Annotated in this window: 25 protein-coding genes; 15 read left to right on the top strand and 10 right to left on the bottom strand. The window is 61.9% G+C overall.

The window, feature by feature from the left end:
* Nucleotide 1: 1 nt before the first annotated feature.
* Genes ACN9MW_RS28835 through ACN9MW_RS28815 form a run of 5 tightly spaced genes read right to left on the bottom strand, consistent with a single transcriptional unit; the run spans nucleotide 2 to nucleotide 3507 of the window.
* Entirely contained in the window at nucleotides 2–1258 is a 1257-nt protein-coding gene (locus ACN9MW_RS28835; protein WP_426165381.1) for a hypothetical protein, read from the bottom strand.
* Nucleotides 1259–1260: 2 nt separating this feature from the next.
* A complete protein-coding gene (locus tag ACN9MW_RS28830) occupies nucleotides 1261–1866 on the bottom strand; it encodes a DUF2946 family protein (RefSeq protein ID WP_426165379.1) in 606 nt (201 codons plus the stop codon).
* A 3-nt stretch (nucleotides 1867–1869) separates the two neighbouring features.
* Nucleotides 1870–2832 carry a YheT family hydrolase gene (locus tag ACN9MW_RS28825; protein WP_426165377.1) on the bottom strand — a complete coding sequence of 321 codons (963 nt, stop codon included), beginning with the start codon at nucleotides 2830–2832 and terminating at the stop codon, nucleotides 1870–1872.
* A 42-nt stretch (nucleotides 2833–2874) separates the two neighbouring features.
* Complete coding sequence (locus ACN9MW_RS28820; protein WP_426165375.1) at nucleotides 2875–3297, bottom strand: YybH family protein; 423 nt, start codon at nucleotides 3295–3297, stop codon at nucleotides 2875–2877.
* Between the two features lie 21 nt (nucleotides 3298–3318).
* Nucleotides 3319–3507 carry a zinc-finger domain-containing protein gene (locus ACN9MW_RS28815; protein WP_057263119.1) on the bottom strand — a complete coding sequence of 63 codons (189 nt, stop codon included), beginning with the start codon at nucleotides 3505–3507 and terminating at the stop codon, nucleotides 3319–3321.
* Between the two features lie 98 nt (nucleotides 3508–3605).
* On the opposite strand from ACN9MW_RS28815, the gene ACN9MW_RS28810 reads away from it, so the two are divergent.
* The 3 genes from ACN9MW_RS28810 (at nucleotide 3606) to ACN9MW_RS28800 (ending at nucleotide 5120) form a co-directional block, all read left to right on the top strand.
* Nucleotides 3606–4343 carry an AzlC family ABC transporter permease gene (locus tag ACN9MW_RS28810; RefSeq protein WP_426165373.1) on the top strand — a complete coding sequence of 246 codons (738 nt, stop codon included), beginning with the start codon at nucleotides 3606–3608 and terminating at the stop codon, nucleotides 4341–4343.
* Nucleotides 4336–4665, top strand: a complete 330-nt coding sequence (locus ACN9MW_RS28805) for an AzlD domain-containing protein (protein ID WP_426165371.1) — start codon at nucleotides 4336–4338, stop codon at nucleotides 4663–4665. Before ACN9MW_RS28810 ends, ACN9MW_RS28805 begins: the two co-directional genes overlap by 8 nt.
* Nucleotides 4666–4751: 86 nt before the next feature.
* Nucleotides 4752–5120 carry a VOC family protein gene (locus tag ACN9MW_RS28800; protein ID WP_426165369.1) on the top strand — a complete coding sequence of 123 codons (369 nt, stop codon included), beginning with the start codon at nucleotides 4752–4754 and terminating at the stop codon, nucleotides 5118–5120.
* Here the strand turns inward: ACN9MW_RS28800 and ACN9MW_RS28795 are convergent.
* Nucleotides 5117–6061, bottom strand: coding sequence for an alpha/beta fold hydrolase (locus ACN9MW_RS28795; RefSeq protein ID WP_426165367.1), 945 nt, complete (start codon nucleotides 6059–6061; stop codon nucleotides 5117–5119). The genes ACN9MW_RS28800 and ACN9MW_RS28795 overlap by 4 nt on opposite strands.
* A 217-nt stretch (nucleotides 6062–6278) precedes the next feature.
* Between ACN9MW_RS28795 and ACN9MW_RS28790 the strand changes: the two genes are divergently transcribed.
* The 8 genes from ACN9MW_RS28790 to ACN9MW_RS28755 all read left to right on the top strand — a co-directional run bounded on the left by ACN9MW_RS28790 (nucleotide 6279) and on the right by ACN9MW_RS28755 (nucleotide 14855).
* A complete protein-coding gene (locus ACN9MW_RS28790) occupies nucleotides 6279–7091 on the top strand; it encodes a helix-turn-helix domain-containing protein (RefSeq protein WP_426165364.1) in 813 nt (270 codons plus the stop codon).
* A gap of 130 nt (nucleotides 7092–7221) precedes the next feature.
* On the top strand, nucleotides 7222–8415 hold the full coding sequence (locus ACN9MW_RS28785) for a phosphoglycerate kinase (RefSeq protein WP_426165362.1): 1194 nt from the start codon (nucleotides 7222–7224) through the stop codon (nucleotides 8413–8415).
* Nucleotides 8416–8479: 64 nt separating this feature from the next.
* Nucleotides 8480–9949, top strand: coding sequence for a pyruvate kinase (pyk, locus tag ACN9MW_RS28780; protein WP_426165360.1), 1470 nt, complete (start codon nucleotides 8480–8482; stop codon nucleotides 9947–9949).
* A gap of 52 nt (nucleotides 9950–10001) precedes the next feature.
* On the top strand, nucleotides 10002–11066 hold the full coding sequence (fba, locus tag ACN9MW_RS28775; RefSeq protein WP_426165358.1) for a class II fructose-bisphosphate aldolase: 1065 nt from the start codon (nucleotides 10002–10004) through the stop codon (nucleotides 11064–11066).
* Between the two features lie 126 nt (nucleotides 11067–11192).
* The gene (locus ACN9MW_RS28770) at nucleotides 11193–12089 is read left to right on the top strand and encodes a phosphoribosylaminoimidazolesuccinocarboxamide synthase (protein WP_426165356.1); all 897 of its coding nucleotides are present in this window, start codon (nucleotides 11193–11195) and stop codon (nucleotides 12087–12089) included.
* A 21-nt stretch (nucleotides 12090–12110) separates the two neighbouring features.
* Complete coding sequence (gene purE / locus ACN9MW_RS28765) at nucleotides 12111–12599, top strand: 5-(carboxyamino)imidazole ribonucleotide mutase (protein ID WP_426165354.1); 489 nt, start codon at nucleotides 12111–12113, stop codon at nucleotides 12597–12599.
* Nucleotides 12600–12603: 4 nt separating this feature from the next.
* On the top strand, nucleotides 12604–13845 hold the full coding sequence (locus tag ACN9MW_RS28760; protein WP_426165352.1) for a 5-(carboxyamino)imidazole ribonucleotide synthase: 1242 nt from the start codon (nucleotides 12604–12606) through the stop codon (nucleotides 13843–13845).
* Nucleotides 13842–14855, top strand: coding sequence for an L-threonylcarbamoyladenylate synthase (locus tag ACN9MW_RS28755; RefSeq protein ID WP_426165350.1), 1014 nt, complete (start codon nucleotides 13842–13844; stop codon nucleotides 14853–14855). The genes ACN9MW_RS28760 and ACN9MW_RS28755 overlap by 4 nt, the downstream gene beginning before the upstream one ends.
* A gap of 5 nt (nucleotides 14856–14860) precedes the next feature.
* Here the strand turns inward: ACN9MW_RS28755 and ACN9MW_RS28750 are convergent, their stop codons facing one another.
* The 3 genes from ACN9MW_RS28750 to ACN9MW_RS28740 form a co-directional block, all read right to left on the bottom strand.
* A complete protein-coding gene (locus ACN9MW_RS28750; protein ID WP_426165348.1) occupies nucleotides 14861–15847 on the bottom strand; it encodes a T6SS immunity protein Tli4 family protein in 987 nt (328 codons plus the stop codon).
* 97 nt (nucleotides 15848–15944) lie between these two features.
* A complete protein-coding gene (locus tag ACN9MW_RS28745; RefSeq protein ID WP_426165346.1) occupies nucleotides 15945–16820 on the bottom strand; it encodes a hypothetical protein in 876 nt (291 codons plus the stop codon).
* Nucleotides 16793–17635, bottom strand: a complete 843-nt coding sequence (locus ACN9MW_RS28740) for a hypothetical protein (RefSeq protein WP_426165344.1) — start codon at nucleotides 17633–17635, stop codon at nucleotides 16793–16795. The genes ACN9MW_RS28745 and ACN9MW_RS28740 overlap by 28 nt, the downstream gene beginning before the upstream one ends.
* A gap of 397 nt (nucleotides 17636–18032) precedes the next feature.
* On the opposite strand from ACN9MW_RS28740, the gene ACN9MW_RS28735 reads away from it, so the two are divergent.
* A complete protein-coding gene (locus ACN9MW_RS28735; protein ID WP_426165342.1) occupies nucleotides 18033–19454 on the top strand; it encodes an alpha/beta hydrolase family protein in 1422 nt (473 codons plus the stop codon).
* Here the strand turns inward: ACN9MW_RS28735 and ACN9MW_RS28730 are convergent.
* Complete coding sequence (locus ACN9MW_RS28730) at nucleotides 19414–20757, bottom strand: S41 family peptidase (RefSeq protein ID WP_426165340.1); 1344 nt, start codon at nucleotides 20755–20757, stop codon at nucleotides 19414–19416. The two genes, ACN9MW_RS28735 and ACN9MW_RS28730, sit on opposite strands and share 41 nt — an antisense overlap.
* 72 nt (nucleotides 20758–20829) lie before the next feature.
* On the opposite strand from ACN9MW_RS28730, the gene ACN9MW_RS28725 reads away from it, so the two are divergent.
* The 3 genes from ACN9MW_RS28725 (at nucleotide 20830) to ACN9MW_RS28715 (ending at nucleotide 23993) form a co-directional block, all read left to right on the top strand.
* Nucleotides 20830–21747 (top strand): LysR substrate-binding domain-containing protein, encoded by a 918-nt coding sequence (locus tag ACN9MW_RS28725; RefSeq protein WP_426165338.1) that lies wholly within the window; start codon nucleotides 20830–20832, stop codon nucleotides 21745–21747.
* A 170-nt stretch (nucleotides 21748–21917) separates the two neighbouring features.
* The gene (locus ACN9MW_RS28720) at nucleotides 21918–23291 is read left to right on the top strand and encodes an SGNH/GDSL hydrolase family protein (RefSeq protein ID WP_426165336.1); all 1374 of its coding nucleotides are present in this window, start codon (nucleotides 21918–21920) and stop codon (nucleotides 23289–23291) included.
* A 21-nt stretch (nucleotides 23292–23312) separates the two neighbouring features.
* Complete coding sequence (locus tag ACN9MW_RS28715; protein ID WP_426165334.1) at nucleotides 23313–23993, top strand: OmpW/AlkL family protein; 681 nt, start codon at nucleotides 23313–23315, stop codon at nucleotides 23991–23993.
* Nucleotides 23994–24007: the final 14 nt, after the last annotated feature.

Here is a 24007-nt window from a genome sequence, read left to right as displayed (position 1 = left end):
CTCAGCACCCGCACGGCGGGTCGTCCTGGTCGATTTCCAGCAGGTGCCAGGCGCCGCCCACGTTGATGAAGATGAATTTCGCGTGGTATTCGCTGCCCTCGGGGCCATCGCCTGCGCCAAACTGCGTATTGATTGCATCCCAGACGGCGATGTCATTGACGCCGTCGCGATCCAGGTCGATGTAGGTAGCGGTCGCCCGGCGGTAAATTGGCTCCCCATCCCCGGTTTTCGGCGGGGATAGCAGCTGCGCCTTGGCGGTGATGCGGGCTTTCCTGATGTCCAGCGGCAGCAATGTGCGCAATACGGGAAGCTGCCCGGAATCCAGCGGCAGAATGTGGTGTGTTCCTGCGCAAACCGCCTGGTCTCCGTTCGCAATGTCCTCGAATGCTGCGTCGCTTGGCAGGCTGGCGGCGTCGCCCTTGTCGCTGATCACCAAAGCGTACACGGGCTTTTCCAGGCGCTGCGTCACCTTGCCGATATCCCACACGCCGTTACGCATTGGGCCGCTGTTGCTGTCGCCGACCCAATCCGACGCGCTGTCCACCTTCAGTTTCCAACGAATGGAGAACTGGGCGCTAAGCGTTTCCGGTGTCGCCTTTGGACTGGCAACATCGTTCAGGGACTTGAAGTAGGAAGGCTTTACCGCTACCAGCTTGATCTGCCGGTAAAGCCATTGGTTCAGCGGATCCAGGCCAGCCAGGCCAGGATAATTCTCCCAGGCTGGCGCAGGCCTCCATAGTCCGCGTGGCGCGATGACGCCCTGTGCGAGCATGGACTTCATCGCTTCCAGCTCCGGTATCGCGTAGCGCGACAGCGCCGGTGGATTTTCCCAACTGCCGCTGGCGAGGAATTGCTCTTCCCGCGCCTTGTGCTTCTCAGGCAGCATTTCCGCCTCAAAATTCGCCGCCGCGCCAACCAGGTGCTCAAAGGTAGGCTCGATCCAGAATGTACGTGCAGCTGATTGGCCAACGACCTCCGCCAGCGAGGTGGGTTTCGCTCGCAGCAGCTTGCAGGCCACGTATCCCTTTTTCTGCGCGCCCCAGGAGATCTCGCAAAATTCGTCCAGCTGCGCGAGCAAGGCCACCGGCGTGTTGATCACCAGATGGTCGAGTACGGGCGCATTCCTGTTGGCGGCCTCGCGCACATTGACATATGAGCCGCCGATCCAGTTCGAGACCGGTTCGGCCAAAGCCTGGGCGCTTGAAAATGCCAGGGTGACTGCGGTCGCGCAAGCCCTTAAACGTTTCGTACCTGGCATCGTCAAGCTTGCGGCAGGCGCTGGAAGTGGAAGGCGGCCGGCACACTGTCGCGCGCGATGGCCGCCAGCGGAACTGCGCGCTCGCCGACACGCAAGGTGAGTGGCGACAGGCTGGCAGGATCGCTGGCCGCGGCATCCAGCCAAGCCAGCAGGGCGTTGTCACCCACCGGACGGCCATTCAACTCCAGTTGCGGCAGCACTTGCGCGAAATCGCGGTCGTCGAGCTGGGCCAGCACGTCGCCGCTGCGCAGCAGCAGTTCGCCGGCCTCGGTCAGCCAGGCCGCATCGACTTCACCCAGCGGCGCGCCGGTATGCAGCACGAAGCCGTGGAGCGGATCGGTGCGCGCGATGAAAGGCGTGGTTTCCAGGTTCAGGTAGACGCGCTGCGGCCCGTTCTGGAAATACCAGCGGCCCAGTTCATCGCACTGGTAATTGCGTGTGATGAAGCTCACCAGTGCCGGGTTGGTCAGCTTGTCGCCTGCCTCGTTGAAATGCTGCGCGCGCTCGTCGCGCATGCGCCAGTTGCCGCGCGCATCAAGCGCCAGCCAGCCGTAGCAGTGCGGCACATTGGGCCACTTGGCCATCGCCTGTTTGACTATTTCATCCATGGTTCAAGCCTCGGCCATTTCAGTGGCCTCGATGGCGGTCAGGAATTTCAGCATGCGCAGCGGCAGCCAGTCCAGGCTGCCCGGCAAGCGCCCGGTGGCAAAGCCCACATGGCCGCCTTCATCCGGATAATCCAGCACCACCTGGCGCGAAGCCTTGCGCGGCAAATATTCGCCCGGCATGAAGGGATCGTTCTTCGCATTCAGCACCAGGGTCGGCACCGTGATATCGGTCAGCACATGCTTGGCGCTGGCGCGGTCCCAGTAGTCGTCCGCATCGCGGTAGCCATGCAGCGGCGCCGTGACCACGTTGTCGAAGGCGTGCAAGTCCTGCGCCGCCATCAGTGCATCAAGGTCGAACAGGCCGGGGAACTGCTGCAGCTTGGCCACGCATTTCGGTTTCAGCGTTTGCAGGAACATGCGCGTGTACAGGCGGCTCAGGCCGCGCGACAGGGCATTGCCGCCCTGCGCCAGGTCGAGCGGCGCCGAGACGGCGCAGGCCGCGTCGACAAACTCGGCCTGGTGCTGCGATTCTCCCAGCCAGCGCAGCAGCACATTGCCGCCCAGCGACACGCCACATGCGTAGAACTTGCCGCTCGCGTGCGGGTGCAGGCGGCGAATGATCCAGTCCAGTTCGCCGGAATCGCCGGAATGGTAGAAGCGCGGCGCCAGGTTCGGCTCGCCGGAGCAGCCGCGAAAATGCGGCACGGCGCCCGACCAGCCGCGGCGCGTGATTTCCGCCATCAGGGCGCGCGAGTAGTGGCTGTCGGAAGAGCCTTCCAGCCCATGGAACAGCACCACGAACGGCTTGCCCGGCTGGCCGTCGACGAAATCGACATCGATGAAATCCGCATCCGGCGTATGCCACCGTTCGCGGCGGAAACGGACGTCGGGCTTGGCTATGCAGGTAGCCGGATAAATGGTCTGCAAGTGGCCGCTCGGCAGCCAGAATGGGGCGATGTAGTTCATGGCGCGGCTGGGACCGGCCCAGCGGGCCCGGTCCCCCTTTTTTTAGTGCAGTATTTGAGCGCGCGGATCGACGGGAACAGGTCCCGGCGCTACAGACACATGATGCAACACAATGCGCCAACCCTTCGGTGTCTTAACGTACACATTGGTCGCAATCAGGTGCGCCGGCTCGCCGCTTGCCGCTGTGACGCCCTCAACCACAGTATGCACCGAACTCATCAGGTTGTGTGTCTCATGCAGCTGGGATGGGCGAATTTGCAACCCGCCATGTTCCAACAGTGCACTCCAGGAATCGCGGATGGCGCGGTGCCCGATCAGGCGCGGGCCGCCGGGATGGATGCAGACGATTTCCTCATCGTCCGCCCACAGCGCCATCAAGGCTTCCAGGTCGGCCCGGTTCAAGGCATCGTAAAAGGCCGCTTCGACTTCTGCCGCACTGCCATTCTGGTGTTTACGCGCTGCCATCCGGGCTCCGGGGAAGGGTGATTAATGGTGGCCGGCGTCGGCGCCTGGTTTCAGCTTGTACTGGGTGCCGCAGTACGGGCATTTTGCTTCGCCATGTTTGAAGTCCAGGAACACGCGCGGGTGTGAAGACCACAGCGGCATGGCTGGATTCGGGCAGTAGGCCGGCAAGTCTTTGCCATCGAGTTCTACTGGCTGGGTGGCGTTGCTCATTTTATAACACTCCGCGAGATCAAAAACCACGATTTTAATGCATCCCGGCAGCGAGAAGCATTCATCGGTAGAATGTCGGCTTTCCCCTGCGCTTGCCAATGAGTTCTCCAGATAGCCTGCCCGACGTCGCGGCCCACCACGAGCCCTCCTGGCGCGCGGGGCTGAAAGACGGGACCCCGACATTGTTCGGCATCGCCGCCTGGGGCCTCGTGGTAGGCGTGGCCATGGTCAAGTCCGGGCTGACCGTGGCGCAGGCGCTGGGCATGACCCTGGTGGTGTTTGCCGGTTCCGCGCAACTCGCCTCGCTGCCCCTGATTGCAGCCGCCGCACCGATCTGGGTGATCTTCCTGACCGCGCTGGTGGTCAACCTGCGCTTCGTGATCTTCGCCGCCCTGCTCGCGCCGCACTTCGCCAGGCTGCCGCTGTGGCGCCGCTTCCTGCTTGGCTACGGCGCCGGCGACATGACCACCGCCATGTTCCTGCAGCGCTATCCGACTGAAAAGCCCGCAATGGGCAAAGTGTCATACCTGCGCGGCCTGCTATACCCAAACTTTGTCGCATGGCAGGCCGGCTCCATCGCCGGCATTTTCCTTGGCAGCGCCGTGCCGGCCGAATGGGGGCTGGGCTTTGCTGGCACGCTGGCGATTGTCTGCATAACCGTGCCGATGGTAGCGACCCGGCCCGCACTGTGCGGCGCGCTGGCCGCTGGCGTGACCGCGGTGCTGGCGCATGGCTTCCCCTACAAGCTGGGTTTGCTGGCAGCCGTGCTGGTCGGCATGGTAACTGCAATGGTGGTGGAAGGAATGATCGAACGACGAAAGGCCGCCGATGACTGATATTGAAATCTGGCTGACGATTGCCGCGCTTGCCTGCGCCACCGCGATCACCCGTTCCTCGTTCTGGGTGATTGGCGAGCACGTCTCAATCCCCACCCGCGTGCAGGAGATGCTGCGCTATGCGCCGTCCTGCGCGCTGGCCGCCATCATCGGCCCCGACCTGCTGCTCGGCTCGCAGGGCACGGTCGAGTTCAGCATCCATAACTACAAGCTGCTGGCCGGCGCAGCCGCCATCGCCTACTACTTCGCTCGCCGCAACATGCTGGAGACCATTGTGTTTGGCATGGCCTGCTTTACCGCATTGCGCCTGCTGTTGCCTTAAATTCGGGGTCAGGTCTGTCATTTGGACATCCGCTACGCACCATTGATCAATCTCAAAGATAACCTGTCCATTTTATGGGAGGGCACATGGCAGAAATAGACCACATGATCTTGCGCGTCAGCAATTCAATGCAGTCAATCCGCTTTTATGCGGATGTGCTTGGACTCAAACACGAAGGCAGGGTAGGGCCGTTCGAAGTGGTGCGCGTCAATGAGGGCTTCACGCTGGATCTGCTGGCGGAGCCGCCCACCATGCATCTGCACCTGGCCTTCCGCGTCGATCCCGAACATTTCGAACGAGTGATGGCGCAATTGCGTGAACGCCGCATCCCATTCGGCGGCAATCATATGGACCGCAACTGCAGCCAGCCCCAGCCACAATACGGCGCACGCGGGCTGGCGCTGGCTTGCTATTTCGAGGATCCAGACGGGCACAACCTGGAAATTCGCTGCTAGGCCTTCCACAGCTTGCGTGCTTCTTCCGCAATGATGTCAGGGAATTCTTCCTGGAAGAACAGCTTTCCTTCCGGAATGGCGCGGATGCCTTGCGAATGCGGGAAGAGCTGGTCGAGGTAGTGCGCATCGGCCATCGTGAAAATGGTATCGCTGGCGCCCCACACCATGCGCACCGGCACAGTGCTGCGCCGCAGTTGGGCCTCGATGCCGGCGAGCGGGTTGGGCGACAGGGCGTTGTGGAACTCGTGGTATTGCGCGCGCCGCAGTGGTGAACTCACCAGTGGCGCTGCATAGTACTCGATGATTTCATCCGTCAGCTGCGCGGGGTTGTGGAAGACGGCGGCGCCAAACGTGGCGCGGGCCATGGACTGGTCGGTCAGCCACTTGGCGGTTTCGCCGGCCAGCGTGCCCTGGCGGGCCATTTCCAGCACGGGCGCGATCTCGGCGGGCGGACTATGCGGCTCGATGTCGCAATTGGTCAGCATCAGGCTGCGCACGCGCTGCGGGTAGCGCAGCAGGAACAGTTGCGCTACGGCGCCGCCGCTGTCGCTGGCGACGATATCCACGGTGCGGGTGTCTAGCTGGTCGAGCAGGGCCGCGAGCATCTCGGCCTGGGCGGATGCGGCCAGCGACTGGCCAGAGGGGATCTCCGAATACCCGAGGCCCATGAAGTCGGGCGCTATGCAGCGTCGGTATGCCGACAGGCGCTCCAGTGCGCCACGCCACTGGAAGCTGTTCAGCGGGGCGCCGTGCAGGAACAGCGCTGCTGCCGGGCCGGTTCCGCGCTCCGCGTAGGCGATACGGCCGAAGGGCAGTTTTGCGAAACGGCGCGCAGCACGGAATTTGGCGACCTCGGTGGTGGCGGCGGCAATGGATAGTTGTGGCGCCGCGCTGGCGGCGAGGGCGGTGGCGGTCAGGGATAAAAAGTCACGGCGTTTCACTTGCGGTCTCCATGCGGTAGCTGAGTGGTGAAATCGATGCTATCGGCAAGCCTGGGAGGCTGCGCGCATAAACAGCCGCTGGCGAGCACAGTCGGCTGATTTTTTATTGCTTCATCGCTGGAAATGGCGCACTCTCCCATTTCCTGCGTGAGAGGAAGCAATGACGACCAGGCCTTCGTGTTACCCAGTGCGGGACGAGGTACCGCTACTGGATGTGTTGACTTCGCCAGTTCCGCATGGCCGCTTCGACTCGCCGGTCGATGGCCGTCATGTGTTGTGCCTGCACCTTGGCGCTCCGGTGCCGGTCAGTTACCGCGCTGGCCGGTACGAGCGGCTGGGGACTCGGCTGCACGGCCAGTTCTGCGTGGTGCCCGCCGGCTCCAGCACACGCTGGACGCTGACTGCACCCGCCACATCATTGTTGTTGCGCCTGAATCCATCCCTGCTGCAGGACACGGCGGAACATATGCGCCTGAATGCCGGGCTGGCGCCAGCCATCCACATCCGCGACCCGCAAATCGAACGCATTGGCTGGATGATGCAAACGGAAGAGCAAAAGGGACATCCCTGCGGCCGTATCTTCGCTGACAGCCTGGCCAGTGCGCTGGCGGCACGGCTGCTGGCGCTGCAGACGCTGGCCTCCCGCCGCCCATCCGCAGCGCCGCCCCGAGCCTTGCCTGCCTGGCAGTTGCGCGCCATCCAGGACTATATCGAAGCCAACCTTGACCACGACCTGAGACTGGCCGAGCTGGCTGTCGTGGCCGGCTTCAGTGTTTCTCACTTCAAGGAACTGTTCCGCCAGGCAGCCGGCATGCCCGTGCATCGTTACGTCCTGGTCCGCCGCGCCGAGCGCGCCCGCCAGCTCCTGCAGGAAGGCAAAAAGACAAATACCGAGATCGCACTGGAAGCGGGTTTCGCGCACCCCAGCCATATGGTCCGCAGCGTTCGCCAGGTCCTGGGCCTGACACCTGCACAATTGCGCGCCGATGGATTGAGGAAGATCAAAAGTGTGGCTTTGGTGTCCAAATGACAGACCTGACCCCGAATTTTGTTTTCTTGTTGGCAACTAAATATCGGCCTTGCCCGAGCTTAACATGCGGCTAAGGGGCCCCGGCTTAAGGTAAAATAGCGCTCTTTCCAACTGTGACCCCTGAGTAACCATGCTGAAATTCAACCGCCTGGAAGACCTCGTAGCGCAGAACGCGCTGCAGGGCAAGCGCGTCTTTATCCGTGCAGATCTGAACGTGCCGCAGGACGATGCGGGCAATATCACCGAAGATACACGCATTCGTGCTTCGATTCCGGCGATTAAGGCGGCCCTGGGCGCTGGCGCCAAGGTCATGGTTACCTCCCACCTGGGCCGTCCAACCGAAGGCGAATTCAAGCCGGAAGACAGCCTGGCGCCAATCGCCAAGCGCATGTCCGAACTGCTGGGCCAGCCGGTCGAGCTGAAGCAGGACTGGGTTGATGGCGTGGAAGTCGCTGCCGGCCAGGTTGTGCTGCTGGAAAACTGCCGCGTCAACAAGGGCGAAAAGAAGAATTCCGATGAGCTGGCCCAGAAAATGGCCAAGCTGTGCGATGTGTACGTGAACGATGCTTTCGGTACTGCGCACCGCGCTGAGGCGACCACCCACGGCATCGCCAAGTTCGCGCCGATCGCTTGCGCCGGCCCGCTGCTGGCTGCCGAGCTGGATGCGCTGGGCAAGGCCTTGGGCGCGCCGGCCCGTCCGCTGCTGGCCATCGTGGCCGGTTCCAAAGTGTCGACCAAACTGTCGATCCTGAAATCGCTGGCCGACAAAGTGGACAACCTGATCGTTGGCGGCGGCATTGCCAACACCTTCATGCTGGCTGCCGGCCTGAAGATCGGCAAGTCGCTGGCGGAAGCCGACCTGGTTGCTGAAGCCAAGGCCATCATCGACATCATGGCTGCCCGCGGCGCCCAGGTGCCTATCCCTGAAGACGTGGTGTGCGCGAAGGAATTCTCGCCAACCGCAGCGGCGACCGTGAAGGCCGTGGCTGATGTGGCCGACGACGACATGATCCTGGACATCGGTCCCAAGACCGCCGCCAAGCTGGCCGCCCAGATCGCCGAAGCCGGCACCATCGTCTGGAACGGCCCGGTCGGCGTGTTCGAGTTCGACCAGTTCGGCGAAGGCACCAAGACCCTGGCCATGGCGATCGCCAACTCCAAGGGCTTCTCGATCGCCGGCGGCGGCGACACCCTGGCTGCCATCGCCAAGTACCAGATCACCGACAAGATCGGCTATATCTCCACCGGCGGCGGCGCCTTCCTGGAATTCCTGGAAGGGAAGACCCTGCCGGCAGTGGAAATCCTGGCGCAACGCGCCCAGTAACACGGTAAAAGGCGCCCGCAAGGCGCCTTTTGAACTTTTTCAAGCTCACACGAAGGAAACCTTCATGGCACGTGGTACCAAGATCGTCGCAACTATCGGCCCAGCTTCGACCGACCTGAACATCCTGATCCAGATGATCAAGGCAGGGGTTGACGTGGTCCGCCTGAATTTCTCCCACGGCAAGGCGCAGGATCATATCGATCGCGCCAACCTGGTGCGTCAGGCGGCTGCGGAATGCGGCAAGGAAGTGGCAATCATGGCCGACATGCAGGGTCCGAAGATCCGTATCGGCAAGTTTGAGAACAACAAGATCGAGCTGGCCAAGGGCGACAAGTTCATCCTGGATGCCAAGTGGGGCGAGAACGGTGAACTGGGCAACCAGGAGCGCGTGGGCCTGGACTACAAGAGCCTGCCAACCGATGTGAAGCCGGCCGACGTGCTGCTGCTGAACGATGGCTTGATCGTGCTGACCGTGGACAAGATTGTCGGCAGCGAAATCTACACCACCGTGAAGATCGGCGGCGAGCTGTCCAACAACAAAGGCATCAACCGCCAGGGCGGCGGCCTGACCGCGCCGGCGCTGACCGCCAAGGACATGGAAGACATCAAGACTGCAATGTCGTTCCAGGCCGATTACCTGGCGATTTCCTTCCCGAAAAACGCCACCGACATGGAAATGGCGCGCCAGCTGGCCAATATCGCCGGCGAGCCGTTCGGCTTCAAGCCGATGATGATCGCCAAGATCGAGCGTGCTGAAGCTATCCCGGCGCTGCAGGAAATCCTGAACGCCTCCGACGGCATCATGGTGGCCCGCGGCGACCTGGCTGTCGAGGTAGGCAATGCGGCTGTGCCTGCGCTACAGAAGCGCATGATCCGCATGGCGCGCGAATCGAACAAGATCGCCATCACTGCGACCCAGATGATGGAGTCGATGATCTTCAACGCCGTGCCGACCCGCGCCGAAGTGTCCGACGTGGCGAATGCCGTGCTGGACGGTACCGATGCCGTGATGACTTCGGCTGAGACTGCCTCCGGTAAATACCCGGTGGAAACTGTGGAAATGATGGCGGCCATCTGTACCGAAGCCGAGCAATCCGAATACAACAAACTCGATGCGGACTTCCTGAACGCCCGCTTCACCCGCATCGACCAGTCGATCGCCTATGGCGCCCTGTTCACCGCGCACCACCTGCGCGTGAAAGCGATTGTGGCCCTGACCGAATCCGGCTCCACCGCGCTGTGGATGAGCCGCCACAACATCGACACCCCGATTATTGCGCTCACGCCGAGCACCACCACCCAGCGCAAGCTGGCCTTGTACCGTAACGTTTGCACCCACCAACTGATGCAGGATGCGCCGACCGACGTCGTGTTGCGCGCTGCGGAAGACCTCCTGGTAAAACAGGGTATTGCCCAGAAGGGCGATATGATTGTGGTTACCTGGGGTGCGCCGATGGGCAAGGTGGGCGGCACGAACGCGCTGCGTATCGTGAAAGTAGGTGAGTTTACTCACCGCGCCGAATCTGCCCGCTGATCGGCTCGATAACGAACGCTAACGATTTCTTTATTGTTATTGGAGTACTACCATGTCCCTCGTATCCATGCGTCAACTGCTGGACCACGCTGCTGAAAACGGCTACGGCATCCCGGCTTTCAACGTCAACAACCTGGAACAAGTGCAGGCCATCATGGCTGCCGCCGACGCCGTCAACGCGCCGGTGATCATGCAAGCTTCGGCTGGCGCCCGTAAATACGCTGGCGAAGCCTTCCTGCGTCACCTGATCGACGCGGCAATCGAAGCTTACCCGCACATCCCTGTCGTCATGCACCAGGACCACGGCCAGTCGCCGGCAGTCTGCATGGCTGCAATCAAGTCCGGTTTCTCGTCCGTGATGATGGACGGTTCCCTGATGGCTGACGGCAAGTCCGTGGCTTCCTACGAATACAACGTCGAAGTGTCGAAGGAAGTGGTGAAGTTCTCCCACTCCATCGGCGTGACCGTGGAAGCGGAACTGGGTGTGCTGGGCTCCCTGGAAACCATGAAGGGCGACAAGGAAGACGGCCACGGCGCGGAAGGCACCATGACCCGCGAACAGCTGCTGACCGACGTGGCGCAAGCTGCCGACTTCGTGCAGAAGACCCAGTGTGACGCGCTGGCCATCGCGATCGGCACCTCGCACGGCGCCTACAAGTTCACCCGCAAGCCAACCGGCGACATCCTGGCGATCGACCGCATCAAGGAAATCCACGCCCGCATCCCTAACACCCACCTGGTGATGCACGGTTCGTCTTCTGTGCCGCAGGAACTGCTGGCCATCATCCGCGAATTCGGCGGCGACATGAAGGAAACCTACGGCGTGCCTGTCGAGGAAATCCAGGAAGGCATCCGTCACGGCGTGCGCAAGATCAATATCGACACCGATATCCGCCTGGCCATGACCGCTGCCGTGCGCAAGTACATGTTCGAGAACCCATCGAAGTTCGACCCGCGCGACTTCCTGAAGCCAGCCCGAGCTGCTGCTGAAGAAGTGGTGAAGGCACGCTTCCTGGCATTCGGCTGCGAAGGCCGCGCGTCGCTGATCAAGCCGATTTCGCTGGAGAAGATGGCTGAGCGTTACAAGGCCGGCGAGCTGGCCCAGATCGTCAAGTAATAAAACCGGCAAATCGGTGTCTGACCCGCAGGGTCAGACACCAGGTCTGCCAGCGCCGCATCAGGTGTCAGACCCCGTGGGTCTGACACCGGTTTACCGGTTTAAAAATCTCAAAGTACCCCCGCCATGAACAGCCTGTACAAATCCTCCATCAAATCCCTCCCCCTGCTGGGCCACGGTAAAGTGCGCGACAACTACGCCGTCGGCACCGACAAGATCCTGATCGTCACCACCGACCGCCTGTCCGCGTTCGACGTCGTGATGAACGAACCGATCCCCGGCAAAGGCATGGTCCTGAACCAGATGTCCGATTTCTGGTTCGAGAAACTGGGCCACATCGTCCCCAACCACCTGACCGGCGTCACCCCGGAATCGGTCGTGGCACAGGACGAAGTAGAGCAGGTCAAAGGCCGCGCAGTCGTAGCGAAGCGCCTGCAGCCTATCCTGGTGGAAGCGGTGGTACGCGGCTACATCATCGGCTCGGGCTGGAAAGACTACCAGGCGACCGGCAGCATCTGCGGCATCAAACTGCCGGAAGGCCTGCAGCAAGCTGACAAGCTGCCAGAACCAATCTTCACCCCGGCTGCCAAGGCAGACCTGGGCGAACACGATGAAAACATCTCCTTCGAAGAGATGGAAAAGAAAATCGGCGCCGAACTGGCCGCCAAGATCCGCGAAGTGGCGATCAAGCTGTACACCACCGCCGCCGACTACGCAGCAACCAAGGGCATCATCATCGCCGACACCAAGTTCGAGTTCGGGCTGGACGACAACGGTGTGCTGCACCTGATGGATGAAGTGCTGACCGCCGACTCCTCGCGCTTCTGGCCAGCCGACTCCTACCGTCCAGGCATTTCCCCACCGTCCTACGACAAGCAGTTCGTGCGCGACTACCTGGAAACCCTGAAGGACTGGCAAAAGACCCCGCCGGCGCCAGCCCTGCCGGCGGAAGTGATCGAAAAGACCCAGGCCAAGTACTTCGAAGCCATCGAACGCCTGACCGGCGAAAAGCTGAAGGTATAAGCCATGCCAGAGAATCAGCCAATGAGCAAACCACTGGTCGGCATCATCATGGGCTCGTCCTCGGACTGGGACGTAATGAAGAATGCCGTCGACATGCTGAAGCAGTTCGGCGTGCCGTATGAAGCGCAGGTGATTTCAGCCCACCGCATGCCGGACGAGATGTACGCCTACGCCAAGAGCGCCCGTGCGCGCGGCCTGCGCGCCATCATCGCCGGCGCCGGCGGTGCGGCCCACCTGCCGGGCATGGTCGCTGCCATGACCATCGTGCCGGTGCTGGGCGTGCCCGTGCCGTCCAAGTACCTGCGCGGCGAAGACTCGCTGCTGTCCATCGTGCAGATGCCGAAAGGCGTGCCGGTGTCGACCTTTGCCATCGGCGAGGCCGGCGCTGCCAACGCGGGCCTGACCGCAGTGGCGATCATCGCCACCACCGACGACGCGCTGGCTGCCAGGCTGGAAGAGTTCCGCGCCTCGCAAACCGAGGCCGCCAAGGCCATGACTTTGCCGTTGTAAGCGTATGAGTACCGATGTAAAAAATCCTCCAGCGTGGCTGGGTGTCATGGGCGGCGGCCAGCTTGGCCGCATGTTCGCGCACGCCGCGCAGAGCATGGGCTACAACGTGGCCGTGCTGGAACCGTCCGCCGACTGCCCTGCGGGGCAGGCGGCGAACCGCCTGATCAATGCCGGCTACAGCGATGCCGCCGGCCTCGATGCACTGGCTGCGCAATGCGTTGCCGTGACCACTGAGTTCGAAAACGTGCCGGCCGACAGCCTGTCGCGCCTGGCGCAATCGGTTTTCGTGGCGCCGAATGCGCACGGCGTGTCCGTGGCGCAGGACCGCATTGCGGAGAAGGCTTTCTTCGTCGCCAGCGCGGCCAAGTCGGGCGTGATGCCGGCGCCGCACAAGGTCATCGCCACCGATGCCGACATCGATGCGATTCCCGATGACCTGCTGCCGGGCATCCTGAAGACCGTTCGCATGGGCTACGACGGCAAGGGCCAGGTGCGCGTGAAGTCACGCGACGACGTGCGCGCCGCCTTCGAAGGCATGGGCCAGGTCACCTGCCTGCTGGAGAAGATGCTGCCGCTGGCGTATGAGGTTTCCGTGCTGACGGCGCGCGGCGCCGACGGCGCCTCCGTGGTCTACCCGATCGCCGAAAACGTGCACCGCGACGGCATCCTGTTCACCACGACCGTGCCGGGTCCGAACATCACCGCCGACTGCGCCGCCAAGGCACAGGCGGCGGCGACAGCCATCGTGGCCGAACTGGGCTACGTGGGCGTGCTGTGCATCGAGTTCTTCGTGCTGGCCGACGGCTCGCTGGTGGTCAATGAAATGGCGCCGCGCCCGCACAACAGCGGCCACTACACCATCGATGCCTGCGTCACCAGCCAGTTCGCCCAACAGGTGCGTGCCATGGCCGGCCTGCCGCTGGGCGATGTGCGCCAGCATTCGCCGGCGGTCATGCTGAACCTGCTGGGCGATATCTGGTACGAAGCCGAGGTGGTCGCCGATCCGGTGGAGAATACCGGGCTGCCATTGCCCGGCGCTGAAGCGCGCTTCAACCCGCTTGGCACGGTGCGCGAGCCGGCGTGGGACAAGGTGCTGGCGCTGCCAGGCGCCAATCTGCACCTGTACGGCAAGGAAGAACCGCGCCGTGCCCGCAAGATGGGCCACCTGACGTTCGTCGCGCCGACCCTGGCCGAAGCGCAGCAGCACCTCAACGCCGCCTGCGCCATCCTCGGGATCGAAGCATGACCGACGCCGCATCCCGCGACATCGCCGGCGCAGCAGCTGCGCTGGCGAATGGCGACCTGGTCGCATTCCCTACCGAGACCGTGTACGGCCTCGGTGCGGATGCGGAGAACCCGGCCGCTGTCGCAAAGATCTACGCTGCCAAAGGCCGCCCGCAGGACCATCCCGTGATCGTGCACGTCGCCCCCGGCGCCGACATCGATTACTGGACCACCGAAGTGCCCGACGAAGCACGCGCCCTGGTGCGCGCCTTCTGGCCCGGCCCGCTGACCCTGATCCTCAAGCGCAACGCGCATATTCCCGACGCCGTTTCCGGCGGCCAGGATACGGTCGGCATCCGCTGCCCGTCGCACCCGGTGGCGATGCAGCTGCTGCAAGCATTCAAGGAAGGCAAGGGCGGAGTGGCCGCGCCATCGGCCAACAAGTTCGGCAATGTCAGCCCGACTACCGCCCAGCACGTGCATGACGAATTCGGCGACGACCCGCGCCTGGCGGCCATCCTCGATGGCGGATCGAGCCAGGTTGGCATCGAGTCAACTATCCTCGACATGTCGCGCCTGGCCAGCCATGGCCCGGTGCTGCTGCGTCCCGGCCACATTACCGCGCAGCAGATTGCCGACGTGATCGGCACCATGCCGCGCCAGCCCGACCAGGCCGCGCCGCGTGCTTCCGGCACCCTGGAGTCGCATTACGCGCCGAAAGCGCCGGTGGCACTGTTGCCCACTGGCGACATCGAAAAAACCCTTGCGGAACTCAAGCTGCGAGGGCGGTGTGCCGCGCTGATCCACTACTCGCCGTTTGTGTTGTCTCAACCAAATGTGACGCTCCCTGCCGAGCCAAAGGGGTATGCTTATGGCGTGTATGCCGCGTTGCGCGCGATGGACCAGCAACAGGTTGAGCTGATCCTCGTGGAAGCACCGCCGACAGGCGATGCTTGGCTGGGCGTCAACGATCGCCTGCGCCGCGCCGCTTTCGGTTCGACCGGCATTATTGAGCGTTTCCTGAAGTCGTAAAACGCTTAGCGCTGCCCACTAACTGGCCTCGGCCTGATCGAGCCAATGATCGAGTCCCACAGGAAGACTGCTTCTTCGTCACTGATGGAGGGTTTGGTACCTCCTGTGGTGTTTCCCTTGACGCCGGTGTGCAATTCAATCTGAAGCACTGGCAGCAAAGGGTTCTTGGGCTCACCGTGGCTTTGGAAGGCGAATTCATGGCTTTCGCCTTCAAATTCTTGCGCGGGTTTATGGGCAAGCACTTCGAACCCTTCCCATCCCCCTATGTGACGGTAACCGCGTCGAAGGAATTTGATTCGTGAGTACCACTTTCCCATGCCGGACGCGAAGGCCGCTTGTTTGGCACGGTTCATCCTGGATTCCAACGCATCCGACTCAATAAAGATTTCCTTCTTCGTCATTTCGATTGACATGTGGACGTCTTCGAATTGCTTCAGTCGAATGCCTAGCGTGACTTCTTCCAGCATATAGCGAGCAGGCTCGCGGAGGAAAGCTCCGTCCAGGCAAAGTCCTGGTTCGTTTGGAATTTCGTCGGAAGGACGAAAGCGCAAAGAGCGTGCGACCTCCATCAGTAAAGCTACCGCTTCAAGGTACGCATCACCTTCACCGTCAACTTCATACTCCTGCAAGAACAGGTCATTTCCAAGCCGGAGGAATGACTGGACGTTGTAATCGGCGAAGCTGCCGCGCCCGATGCCAATAACCATCTTGTGTTGCCCTCCTATGCCAGGCAGTACCTTGCCCAGCATTGACTCTTTTTTCTTCAATGGGCCTCGCGCGAACTCTCGGTTCTCCTCAATTTTTGCAAGCGCCCGCTTGACTTCGCTGTCCAGGCCTGCCCCTTCACCTTCAAGCCTCGATAAATGAAACGGGACGCGCGCCGGACCGTAAACAACTGCAGCACCTTTGGGCACATCTATCAGGAATCGTCCGGCGCAGATGGTGTTTGTCTCTGCGTTAGTCTCGACAAGTCTGTTCGAGGTTGAGTTCATTTTTTTGTTCCCCGTATGTGGATATTCGGCCCACGTGGAGTGGACTGGCAGGAGAAACAGAACTATTGCTAGTAGCATTGCCATGGACGTGATGAAGCTACGCAAGGCTTCCCCACTTCATTGTGGCGGCAATTTTTATGATGCTGAACATCGTCGAATGCAAGGCATCGTCATTGCTAAAGCTGGCCTGATGCTCATAACCGGTCTGGCGGAAGATCGCCTTGAACCGATTGCTTAAGAGTTGACGATCCGATGAACGGAGCGGGACTGTTTGATCGCCGGCTCCTTGTGAAGGCCCCAGTTCTGCGCTGATGCCATCAACTGGTACACCCTTGGATGTTTTCCCGGCCAACACCAACTTTCCCTGCCTGCTGTCGTTGGTGATGCGATAGTCTGTCCATGCAGCATCAACGTTCGTATCATTCAGGTTCCAGACGATCCTGTCCCAGGAGGGGCGTGCTGCGTCAGCACCATAATGCGCATAGCTTTGCTCGTGGAAGGTGTCAGCTAAGTCGAGATGGAATTGCCTGGCTTCACGGAGTAATTTCATAGTTCTCGCGATCCCGGCACTTTGACTTCCCGCTGGATTCAGCCATTCTTCTCGCAGTAAGCCGAACCATCGATCACGCAGGCAATAGATCTCCTCATAGGGATCGCCGTTTTTTGGAAATTGATCGACAAGAAGGCCATTGCGCCGAATTTCGAGCCAGCCATTCCCATAGGCGCAGTTGGGCAGCAGTTGAAGGCCGCCGGGGGCATTACCGAGAACTGCAGTGACTTCATTGCCGAAATTTCCCAGAAACTTTGGCGCTGGGTTCATCCCCATCTTGCCTTCTTCAAAGCCACAGCGCATGCGCCTGTATGCTGCCGGTGCACCTAGTGCAGGCATTACGCCGTGCACAATACCGAGTATCTTGTCATTGATATTGCCCATTTCAGGATGAATCAATGCGCGGGCGAGTAAACCGCCCATGGAGTGGCTGATGACGATGACCTTCTCACAAGCAAAGCCCCTTCTTCGATAGTCGAGTATGAGGTTCTGATTCTTCTCGAAACGATGCGTGCTGAGTCTTCGTTGGATTGCAGCCAGTTGTATCCCATGGCGTGGACGGGGAACAAGCAATCCTTTGTGGCGACCCTGAATTCTTCTTCGGTCAACGGCGGGATCGCAGGATTTACTGCAGCGCCCCACCCAGCAGGATTTTGGCCAATGATTTTTTTCCAATAGCTATCGAGGTCAGGGCGATTCAAATGCTGTTCGCATCGCTCAAGGATGTGTCGATAACTGTTGAAGAGTATTTCTCCCCATCCTCGTTCCCTTGCCTTTTCCTCTTTCGTCCTGCGTGGCGTGATGCAAGGCGGATCGTCTGACAGTAACGGAGAATCAATTTCGAATCGTAGTGCAACTCTGACCTTGCTGTGGTCCTGGCGTTGACCTGCATTTTCATGGCCATTCCCGGTTGGCGCCATTCCGCCATCGTAGCTATCCACTTCCGTTGCTTGGGGATCCAATTGCAGTTGGCGCCGAACTGGCGATGCTTCGAGGAACTCTGTTACCTCATTCAGCTTGTCCGGGCGCCAAGCGATGTTATTGGATTTCTTTAAGCGCTGTTGACGCTCCGCGTTCATGCGCAAGTTCGAACCCATAATTCCGGGTAAGAAGAGAATTGGAATAACGCGCTTCGGCAGCACGTGCATAACCTGCGGCGTCTTGTCCACCTTCGGTGTGCAGAATCCCTGGGCTTTTCTGCCTCCTGAACTCATGTCAACGGATAGCTGGGTGGCCATGCTTGAGTCCTTGTCAAGCGATCAGAAAAGCCATGGTGGCACATTGGCTTGCACGGATCTTGATGCGCAATAAGGCGAACGTGCTTGGTCAGCTATGTTGTGAGCCAACGACAGAAATACCACTTGCGGATATTCGCCTGCATAGGCGTGATGCTTGTCGGTGGATGCTTGAGAGGGGAGCACATCCAATCGGCACGCTGTCCGGGTAGCTGGAGGAGTATGCTTACATCATACATACATACGTGCCGCGCTTTCAGGTTGGGCGGCATTCTCCTGCACATGCACGGAGGCCAATATGCGCCCTATTCGGAAAATTGCGACATACCTTTCCATTCTGGTTGCAGCCTTTCCTCCACCTTCTTGCGCCGCAGCAGAATCCTCCTCCGTCTCGCGCGCCATGCTGGCCGTCCCTGAACGCGGCACCCTGCTTTCCGGCCCCACCCTGTCCCGCATCGAAACCGGCGTGTTCAGCACTTCCAAGCGCATCGAGCCGGCCATGCTGGCCGAAGTGCTGGAGAAGGCCGGCAGCACCCTGGCCCAATTTGCCGGTACGCCGCGTTGCACAATCACCACTTACAGCCTGCGTTACAGCACCATCGGCGGCAGCGGCGAGCCGACGGACGCCAGCACCGCGCTGATCCTGCCGTCCGGCGAAGATCCTGCTTGCCAGGGGCCGCGGCCGGTGCTGTTGTACGCGCACGGCACCTCGACCGCCAAGGACCACAATATGGCGCGCCTGCGCGGCGAAGCCAAGCTGGTGGCGGCCTTGTTCACCGCACAAGGCTATATCGTCGTGGCGCCCAATTACGCCGGCTATGACGGTTCTTCACTGCCCTACCACCCTTACCTGAACGCCGAGCAGCAATCGGCCGACATGATCGACGCCATGCGCGCTGCCCGCAGTGCGATGGCGCAGCTCAAGGTCCAGGCAGCGCCGCAGCTGTTCCTGGCCGGCTACTCGCAGGGCGGCCACGTCACGCTCGCCACGCAGCGCGCCATGCAGCAAGGCAGTGAATTCAAGGTCACTGCCGCCGCAGGATTGTCCGGACCGTATGCCATGGCACGCTTTTCCGACACGGTATTCAGCGGCCAGCCGAATGCCGGCATCACCATCTACTTGCCGCTGATTGCCACTTCCGCCCAGCGCGCCGGCGCGGCGATCTACAGCAAGCCGGAGGAGCTGTATGAGCTGCAGTACGCCAGCGGCATCGAAACGCTGTTCCCTACCACGATGACGCGCAAGGAACTGCTCAAGCAGGGCAAGCTGCCCAAGGCCGCCCTCTTCGCGCGCGACTCGCTGCCGCAGGGCAGGGGGGCATCCGTCTACTTCAGCAATCCCCACCTGGTACGCACCAGCTACCGCGACGCCTACCTGCAAGACCTGGCACAGCATCCTTGCGACGACGGCGACTGCACGCCTGCCAACAACCTGCGCAAATGGATGTTGAAAAACGACCTGCGCAACTACACGCCGCAAAGCCCGCTGTTGCTGTGCGGCGGCAGCAGGGACCCTTCGGTACCATTTTTCAATGCCACTGCTGCGGCGGAATATTTCAGCGAACATGGCGCGCCACCGACCGTGGTCGACCTGGAAGAGCTGGGCGCACAGGACGAATTCAGGGATGCCCGCCGCAGCTTCGTGCTGATTAGCGAAGAGGCCATGAAGAGGGCGCAGGAAGATGCGCCGAAAAGCGGCCGCAGCGCCAACGAACTGCTGATGGATGCGTATCACGCCCGCCTGGCTGGCGCCCCCTGCCTGCTGGCTGCCCGCAACTACTTCAATTCGTTGATGCGGCAGGATGCGCCAGCAGCGCCTTGACCAGCGCGTTGCGATCGAAGGGATCGTCGGCCAACACGATGTCAGGCTGCAGCAGCGCCGGTTCGCGCTTGCCTGACGGGCGGTCGAGCACGAAGCGCGGCACCACGACTTCCAGCCCGGTGTTGGGCAGCACGTGCTGTTTCTGCGTGCCGCCGGTCTGGCGCACATAGGCATAGCCTGCGGCGCCGACCAGACTGGCGAAGCCGTGGTCCTGCACCGTATTGCTGAACAGGATGGCGGACGAATAAGTCAGGTCGCCCACCAGCACGAATACCTTGCCGCTGAAATGCAGCGGATGCGCAGGCTCCGGCTGCACCCAGCTATCGACGTTGCCGCTGACGATGTCGCCCACTTTTTCGCCGGGGCCGGCGCGGCCTTCCAGCACTTTCTTCACGTAGCTGGAGCCGTTGCGGTAGGGCTTGTTCGCGATATAGCGCAGGATGCCGGTCTTCCACATATCGTCGTCGCCGCCGCCGTTTTCACGCACGTCGATCAACAGCGTCTGCGCGCCGGCATCGCGCAAGCTGGTAAAGGCGCGTTCCGTGAAATCGTAGAAGCGCTGCTTGTCCGGCCAGGCGAACTGGTTGACGGTCAGCAGTCCGACTCCGCTTGGCAGGATGCGGAACTGGAAAGTCTGCTCGAACGATTTTTCGCCTGCCACCGCAGCCGGCAGTACCGAGGCTGCAGGCACTTCCAGTACCTGCCCGCCGGCCTGCAGGGTAAAGCGCTCCGCTGCGCCATAGTTCTTCCAGTAGTACAGCCAGAAGCGCCGCTCCAGCAGTTTATTGCGAAAGGCCGGCGTATCGCCGTGCACCAGCGACCCCAGCTCGCGCAGGATGCGCGCCGCCGGCATGCCGTTGATATTGCCGATCTCGCGGCCTGCCAGCGCGGAGCTGCCGCCGCCCAGTGCAGCGACGATGCGCAAGCGCTGCTGGCCATCGATCATGACCTCGAACGGGAACAGCCTGCCGCCTGCCTGCAGGTGGGCCCGCGTTTCCGAGCGCCAGTCGGGGAACACCACGCCGAGATGTGCATCGTTGAAGACCGGGTTCATGGCTGCCAGCACGCGCCACGCCTCGTCGCGCGACAGGGGCTGGCCCAGCCTGCTGCGCGCCACCTCGAAGGCTTGCTCATAGGCTTGCTGCCCGGAGCGCAGTGCGGGCTCGGGGTGCGTGCTCTCGATGGCTTCGCGCACGAATTGCAGGTCCTGCTGCAACTGCGCAGGCGTGAAGCGCGCCGGGTCGGCGTGCAGTGGGGCGCAGCACAGCGCGCCGAGGGCAAGGAGGAGGGCAGGAATTTTCATTGCCGAAATTCTAATGAATGGAATAAAGTCTGTGCTTAAGATTTCTTGATTACATGATTAAGGTCAGCCTTAATGCTCTCCACTGACGACCTGAGTTTTTTCTGCGCCGTGGCCAGCCAGCCTTCGCTGTCGGCCACGGCGCGCCTGCTGGATGTGACGCCGTCTTCCGTCACCCAGCGTCTGCAAGCTATCGAAGACAAACTGCGGCTCAAGCTGGCCGACCGGCAGGGGCGGGGGATTGCGCTGACCGAGCAGGGGCAGCTGCTGGCCGAACGGGCGCAAACGATCCTGGCCGAGATGGACTCCTTGCAGCGCGCTCTGCACGAACAGCGCAATGAGCTGGCGGGGCGTCTGCGCGTGCTGGCGCCGATGGGCTTCGGCAGCGCGCACATCGCCCCGCTGGCGGCACGCTTCCGGGCGCAGCATCCGGCGCTGGCCTTCGAGCTGGAATTGTCGGACCGGCCGAACCTGCGCCTGCACGAGGGCTGGGACGTGGTGATCCACATCGGCGCGATGCGCGACTCCAGCCTGCGCCAGCAAGTGCTGGCGCGCAACCGGCGCTACCTGTGCGCGGCGCCGTCCTACCTCGCCCGGCACGGCAGCCCGCGCAGCCTGGAACAACTGGCCGGCCATGCCTGCCTGGCCTTGCGCGAGAATGAGGAAGACGCCACGCGCTGGAAGCTGATGCCGCCCGGCGCCAGCCAGTTCCGTACCTTGCGCATCGAACCCACGCTAGCTTGCAACGACGGCCGCGTCGTCAAGCAATGGGCGCTCGACGGCCACGGCATCATGCTGCGCTCGGAATGGGACGTTGCGGGTGAGCTGCGCAGCGGCGCCCTGTGCCGCGTATTGCCCGACCATGTGTTGCCGGAGGCTGATATCGTCGCCCTGCTGCCGGCCAACGCCCGCCAGCGCCCCCAGCGCACGCGCCTTTTCGTTGATTTCCTGAAGCAGCAATTCGCCCGTCCTGCCTGGCTGGAAGAACAGTGACTTGCAATGCTGATGCGTGGCTGCTACAGTCGCGCCCCTTGGTTGTGCACGGCTGTTGTTTTTACAAATTTCTACTTGTAACAAGCAAGTCCAAGCTGGCATATTAGTTCGGCAGCGAATAGCACGCGCGTTCGCAAAGCACATAAAAAATCATCCCCTCTGGAGACACAATGCGTCATTTCAAACTTGCCATGACGGTCATGGCAGCGGCAGTTATTGCCGGTTGCGGCGGCAGCGACCCACGCCCAGGCGACCAAAGCCCTAAACTCAAATATTCTGCCCAGGTTTCTTTCGGCGACAGCCTGTCGGACGTGGGCACCTATAAGGTCGGCACCGTGCAAGCCATCGGCGGCGGCACCTTCACCATCAACGGTGACAACACCAAATCCAATCCGGCGCTGACCGGCAAGAACTGGACCGAGCTGATGGCCGCGCAAGTCGGCCTGCCTGCACCGTGCCCGGCCGTGACCGGCCTCGATGGCGATGCGGCCAAGGGCTTCAGCGTACCAGTGCAAGCCAAGGCAGGCTGCTATGGCTATGCGCAGGGCGGCGCTCGTGTGACCAATCCTGTCGGCCCCGGCAACAAACTGACCGGCAGCCCGCTCGGTGCGCTGACCGTGCCGATCGTCACCCAGGTCAAGAACCACCTGGCTGCCGTGGGCGGCAAATTCAAGGGCGATGAAATCGTCTACGTCATGGGCGGCAACAACGACGTGCTGATCGGCCTTGAACAACTGTCGGCTGGCGCTACCGCCGCCGGTACTGCAGCAGGCAACACCGTCTTTGCGACCAGCCTGGCCACCCAGCTGGCAGCCGGCGCCACCGATCCAGCCACTGCAGTGCAATCCATCTCGCTGGCCATCGCCACCGAAGCCGCACGCGCCGGCAGCACCAGCGCCAGCATCGTGCAGGCCGCTGTAACTGCCGCCTACTCGGCTGGCAATACTGCCGCCGTCTCGGCAAGCGTTTACGGCCCAATGGTCGTCAAGGCACAGGCTGATGCGACTGCCGCAGGCGCCAAGGCCGGTGCCGACTACGCCGCCGCGCAAGCGCCGATCCTGGTGCAGAACATCGCCAAGGCGGGCGCTGAACTGGTGGCACTGGTCAAGACCCAGATCGTGGCCAACGGCGCCAACTTCGTGGTGGTGAACAATATGCCGGACATCGCCAACACCCCGTCCGGCCTGGCGCAATCGGCCAGCACCCGTGCCCTGATCGACAGCATGGTCAAGGCCTTCAACGACACCTTGTCGGCCGGCCTGTCGGGCGACGCCAAGATCCTGCTGGTGGATACGTTCAGCGTCAGCCACGACCAGGCAACCAATCCGGCGCCGTATGGCCTGACCAACGTCACCGACACCGCCTGCGACCTGACGCCTGCCAAGAACCCGCTGGGCAATTCGCTGGGCTGCAACGCCAGCAACCTGAAGGCCGGCGACGTCAGCCACTATTCCTACGCCGACACCGTGCACCCGACCCCGTTCCTGCACCTGCTGCTGGCACGCTATGTTTCGGAAAAAATGGTAGCCAAGGGCTGGCTGTAATCAAAGGATAATGGAGACACAATGACACAACGCATCAACACCGCTGTAAAGCTGCTGGCCGTGATGGCCGCGCTGGGCGCAGCATCGGGCGCATCGGCGCAATCCAAGGGTGAATGGCTGGCAAAGGTCGGCGTCAACCGCATTTCGCCGGACGTCACTTCCGGCGACGTCACCGCACCTTCCAAGCCAGGCATCAAGGCCGAGGTGGGTTCCGACACCAAGCCGATCTTCAGCGTCGGCTACATGATCACCGATAACGTGAGCACTGAGCTGATGCTGGGCGTGCCGTACAAGCACACCCTGTACGGCGCCGGCTCGATCGAAGGCACCGGCAAGCTTGGTACCGCCGAAGCGCTGCCGCCGACCATCTTCCTGCAGTACCGCATGTTCGAGCCGAATGCGACGGTGCGTCCTTACGTTGGCCTTGGCTACACCTACGCCTACTTCCGCAAGGAGACTGGCTCCGCCCAGCTGACCGCCGTGCTGAACACCGGTGGCGAGCCTGCCACCTACTCGCTGGATGCAAAACACGCGGGCAGCCTGGTGCTCGGCGCCACCGCCAAGCTGGGCGAGCGTTATTACGCCGACGTGAACGTGGTCAAGACCAAGCTCAAGACCACCGCCCACTTCTCCACCGGGCAAACGCTGGACATCAAGCTGGACCCGCTGGCAGTCAGCCTGTCGGTTGGCTACCGCTTCTAAGCCCGGCATCCCCC

The organism is Pseudoduganella sp. R-34 (genome assembly GCF_049904655.1).
Taxonomy (GTDB): domain Bacteria; phylum Pseudomonadota; class Gammaproteobacteria; order Burkholderiales; family Burkholderiaceae_D; genus Rugamonas.
The sequence above is the reverse complement of the archived record's forward strand: the minus strand, read 5'-3'. Positions and strand labels throughout refer to the sequence as shown.

What these genes read in the sequence shown, in the direction of transcription:
- ACN9MW_RS28835 (WP_426165381.1), bottom strand. Translation starts at nt 1,258, where the DNA reads ATGCCAGGTACGAAACGTTTAAGGGCTTGCGCGACCGCAGTCACCCTG.
- ACN9MW_RS28830 (WP_426165379.1), bottom strand. Translation starts at nt 1,866, where the DNA reads ATGGATGAAATAGTCAAACAGGCGATGGCCAAGTGGCCCAATGTGCCG.
- ACN9MW_RS28825 (WP_426165377.1), bottom strand. Translation starts at nt 2,832, where the DNA reads ATGAACTACATCGCCCCATTCTGGCTGCCGAGCGGCCACTTGCAGACC.
- ACN9MW_RS28820 (WP_426165375.1), bottom strand. Translation starts at nt 3,297, where the DNA reads ATGGCAGCGCGTAAACACCAGAATGGCAGTGCGGCAGAAGTCGAAGCG.
- ACN9MW_RS28815 (WP_057263119.1), bottom strand. Translation starts at nt 3,507, where the DNA reads ATGAGCAACGCCACCCAGCCAGTAGAACTCGATGGCAAAGACTTGCCG.
- ACN9MW_RS28810 (WP_426165373.1), top strand. Translation starts at nt 3,606, where the DNA reads ATGAGTTCTCCAGATAGCCTGCCCGACGTCGCGGCCCACCACGAGCCC.
- ACN9MW_RS28805 (WP_426165371.1), top strand. Translation starts at nt 4,336, where the DNA reads ATGACTGATATTGAAATCTGGCTGACGATTGCCGCGCTTGCCTGCGCC.
- ACN9MW_RS28800 (WP_426165369.1), top strand. Translation starts at nt 4,752, where the DNA reads ATGGCAGAAATAGACCACATGATCTTGCGCGTCAGCAATTCAATGCAG.
- ACN9MW_RS28785 (WP_426165362.1), top strand. Translation starts at nt 7,222, where the DNA reads ATGCTGAAATTCAACCGCCTGGAAGACCTCGTAGCGCAGAACGCGCTG.
- pyk (WP_426165360.1), top strand. Translation starts at nt 8,480, where the DNA reads ATGGCACGTGGTACCAAGATCGTCGCAACTATCGGCCCAGCTTCGACC.
- fba (WP_426165358.1), top strand. Translation starts at nt 10,002, where the DNA reads ATGTCCCTCGTATCCATGCGTCAACTGCTGGACCACGCTGCTGAAAAC.
- ACN9MW_RS28770 (WP_426165356.1), top strand. Translation starts at nt 11,193, where the DNA reads ATGAACAGCCTGTACAAATCCTCCATCAAATCCCTCCCCCTGCTGGGC.
- purE (WP_426165354.1), top strand. Translation starts at nt 12,111, where the DNA reads ATGAGCAAACCACTGGTCGGCATCATCATGGGCTCGTCCTCGGACTGG.
- ACN9MW_RS28760 (WP_426165352.1), top strand. Translation starts at nt 12,604, where the DNA reads ATGAGTACCGATGTAAAAAATCCTCCAGCGTGGCTGGGTGTCATGGGC.
- ACN9MW_RS28755 (WP_426165350.1), top strand. Translation starts at nt 13,842, where the DNA reads ATGACCGACGCCGCATCCCGCGACATCGCCGGCGCAGCAGCTGCGCTG.
- ACN9MW_RS28750 (WP_426165348.1), bottom strand. Translation starts at nt 15,847, where the DNA reads ATGAACTCAACCTCGAACAGACTTGTCGAGACTAACGCAGAGACAAAC.
- ACN9MW_RS28745 (WP_426165346.1), bottom strand. Translation starts at nt 16,820, where the DNA reads ATGGGCGGTTTACTCGCCCGCGCATTGATTCATCCTGAAATGGGCAAT.
- ACN9MW_RS28740 (WP_426165344.1), bottom strand. Translation starts at nt 17,635, where the DNA reads ATGGCCACCCAGCTATCCGTTGACATGAGTTCAGGAGGCAGAAAAGCC.
- ACN9MW_RS28735 (WP_426165342.1), top strand. Translation starts at nt 18,033, where the DNA reads ATGCTGGCCGTCCCTGAACGCGGCACCCTGCTTTCCGGCCCCACCCTG.
- ACN9MW_RS28730 (WP_426165340.1), bottom strand. Translation starts at nt 20,757, where the DNA reads ATGAAAATTCCTGCCCTCCTCCTTGCCCTCGGCGCGCTGTGCTGCGCC.
- ACN9MW_RS28725 (WP_426165338.1), top strand. Translation starts at nt 20,830, where the DNA reads ATGCTCTCCACTGACGACCTGAGTTTTTTCTGCGCCGTGGCCAGCCAG.
- ACN9MW_RS28720 (WP_426165336.1), top strand. Translation starts at nt 21,918, where the DNA reads ATGCGTCATTTCAAACTTGCCATGACGGTCATGGCAGCGGCAGTTATT.
- ACN9MW_RS28715 (WP_426165334.1), top strand. Translation starts at nt 23,313, where the DNA reads ATGACACAACGCATCAACACCGCTGTAAAGCTGCTGGCCGTGATGGCC.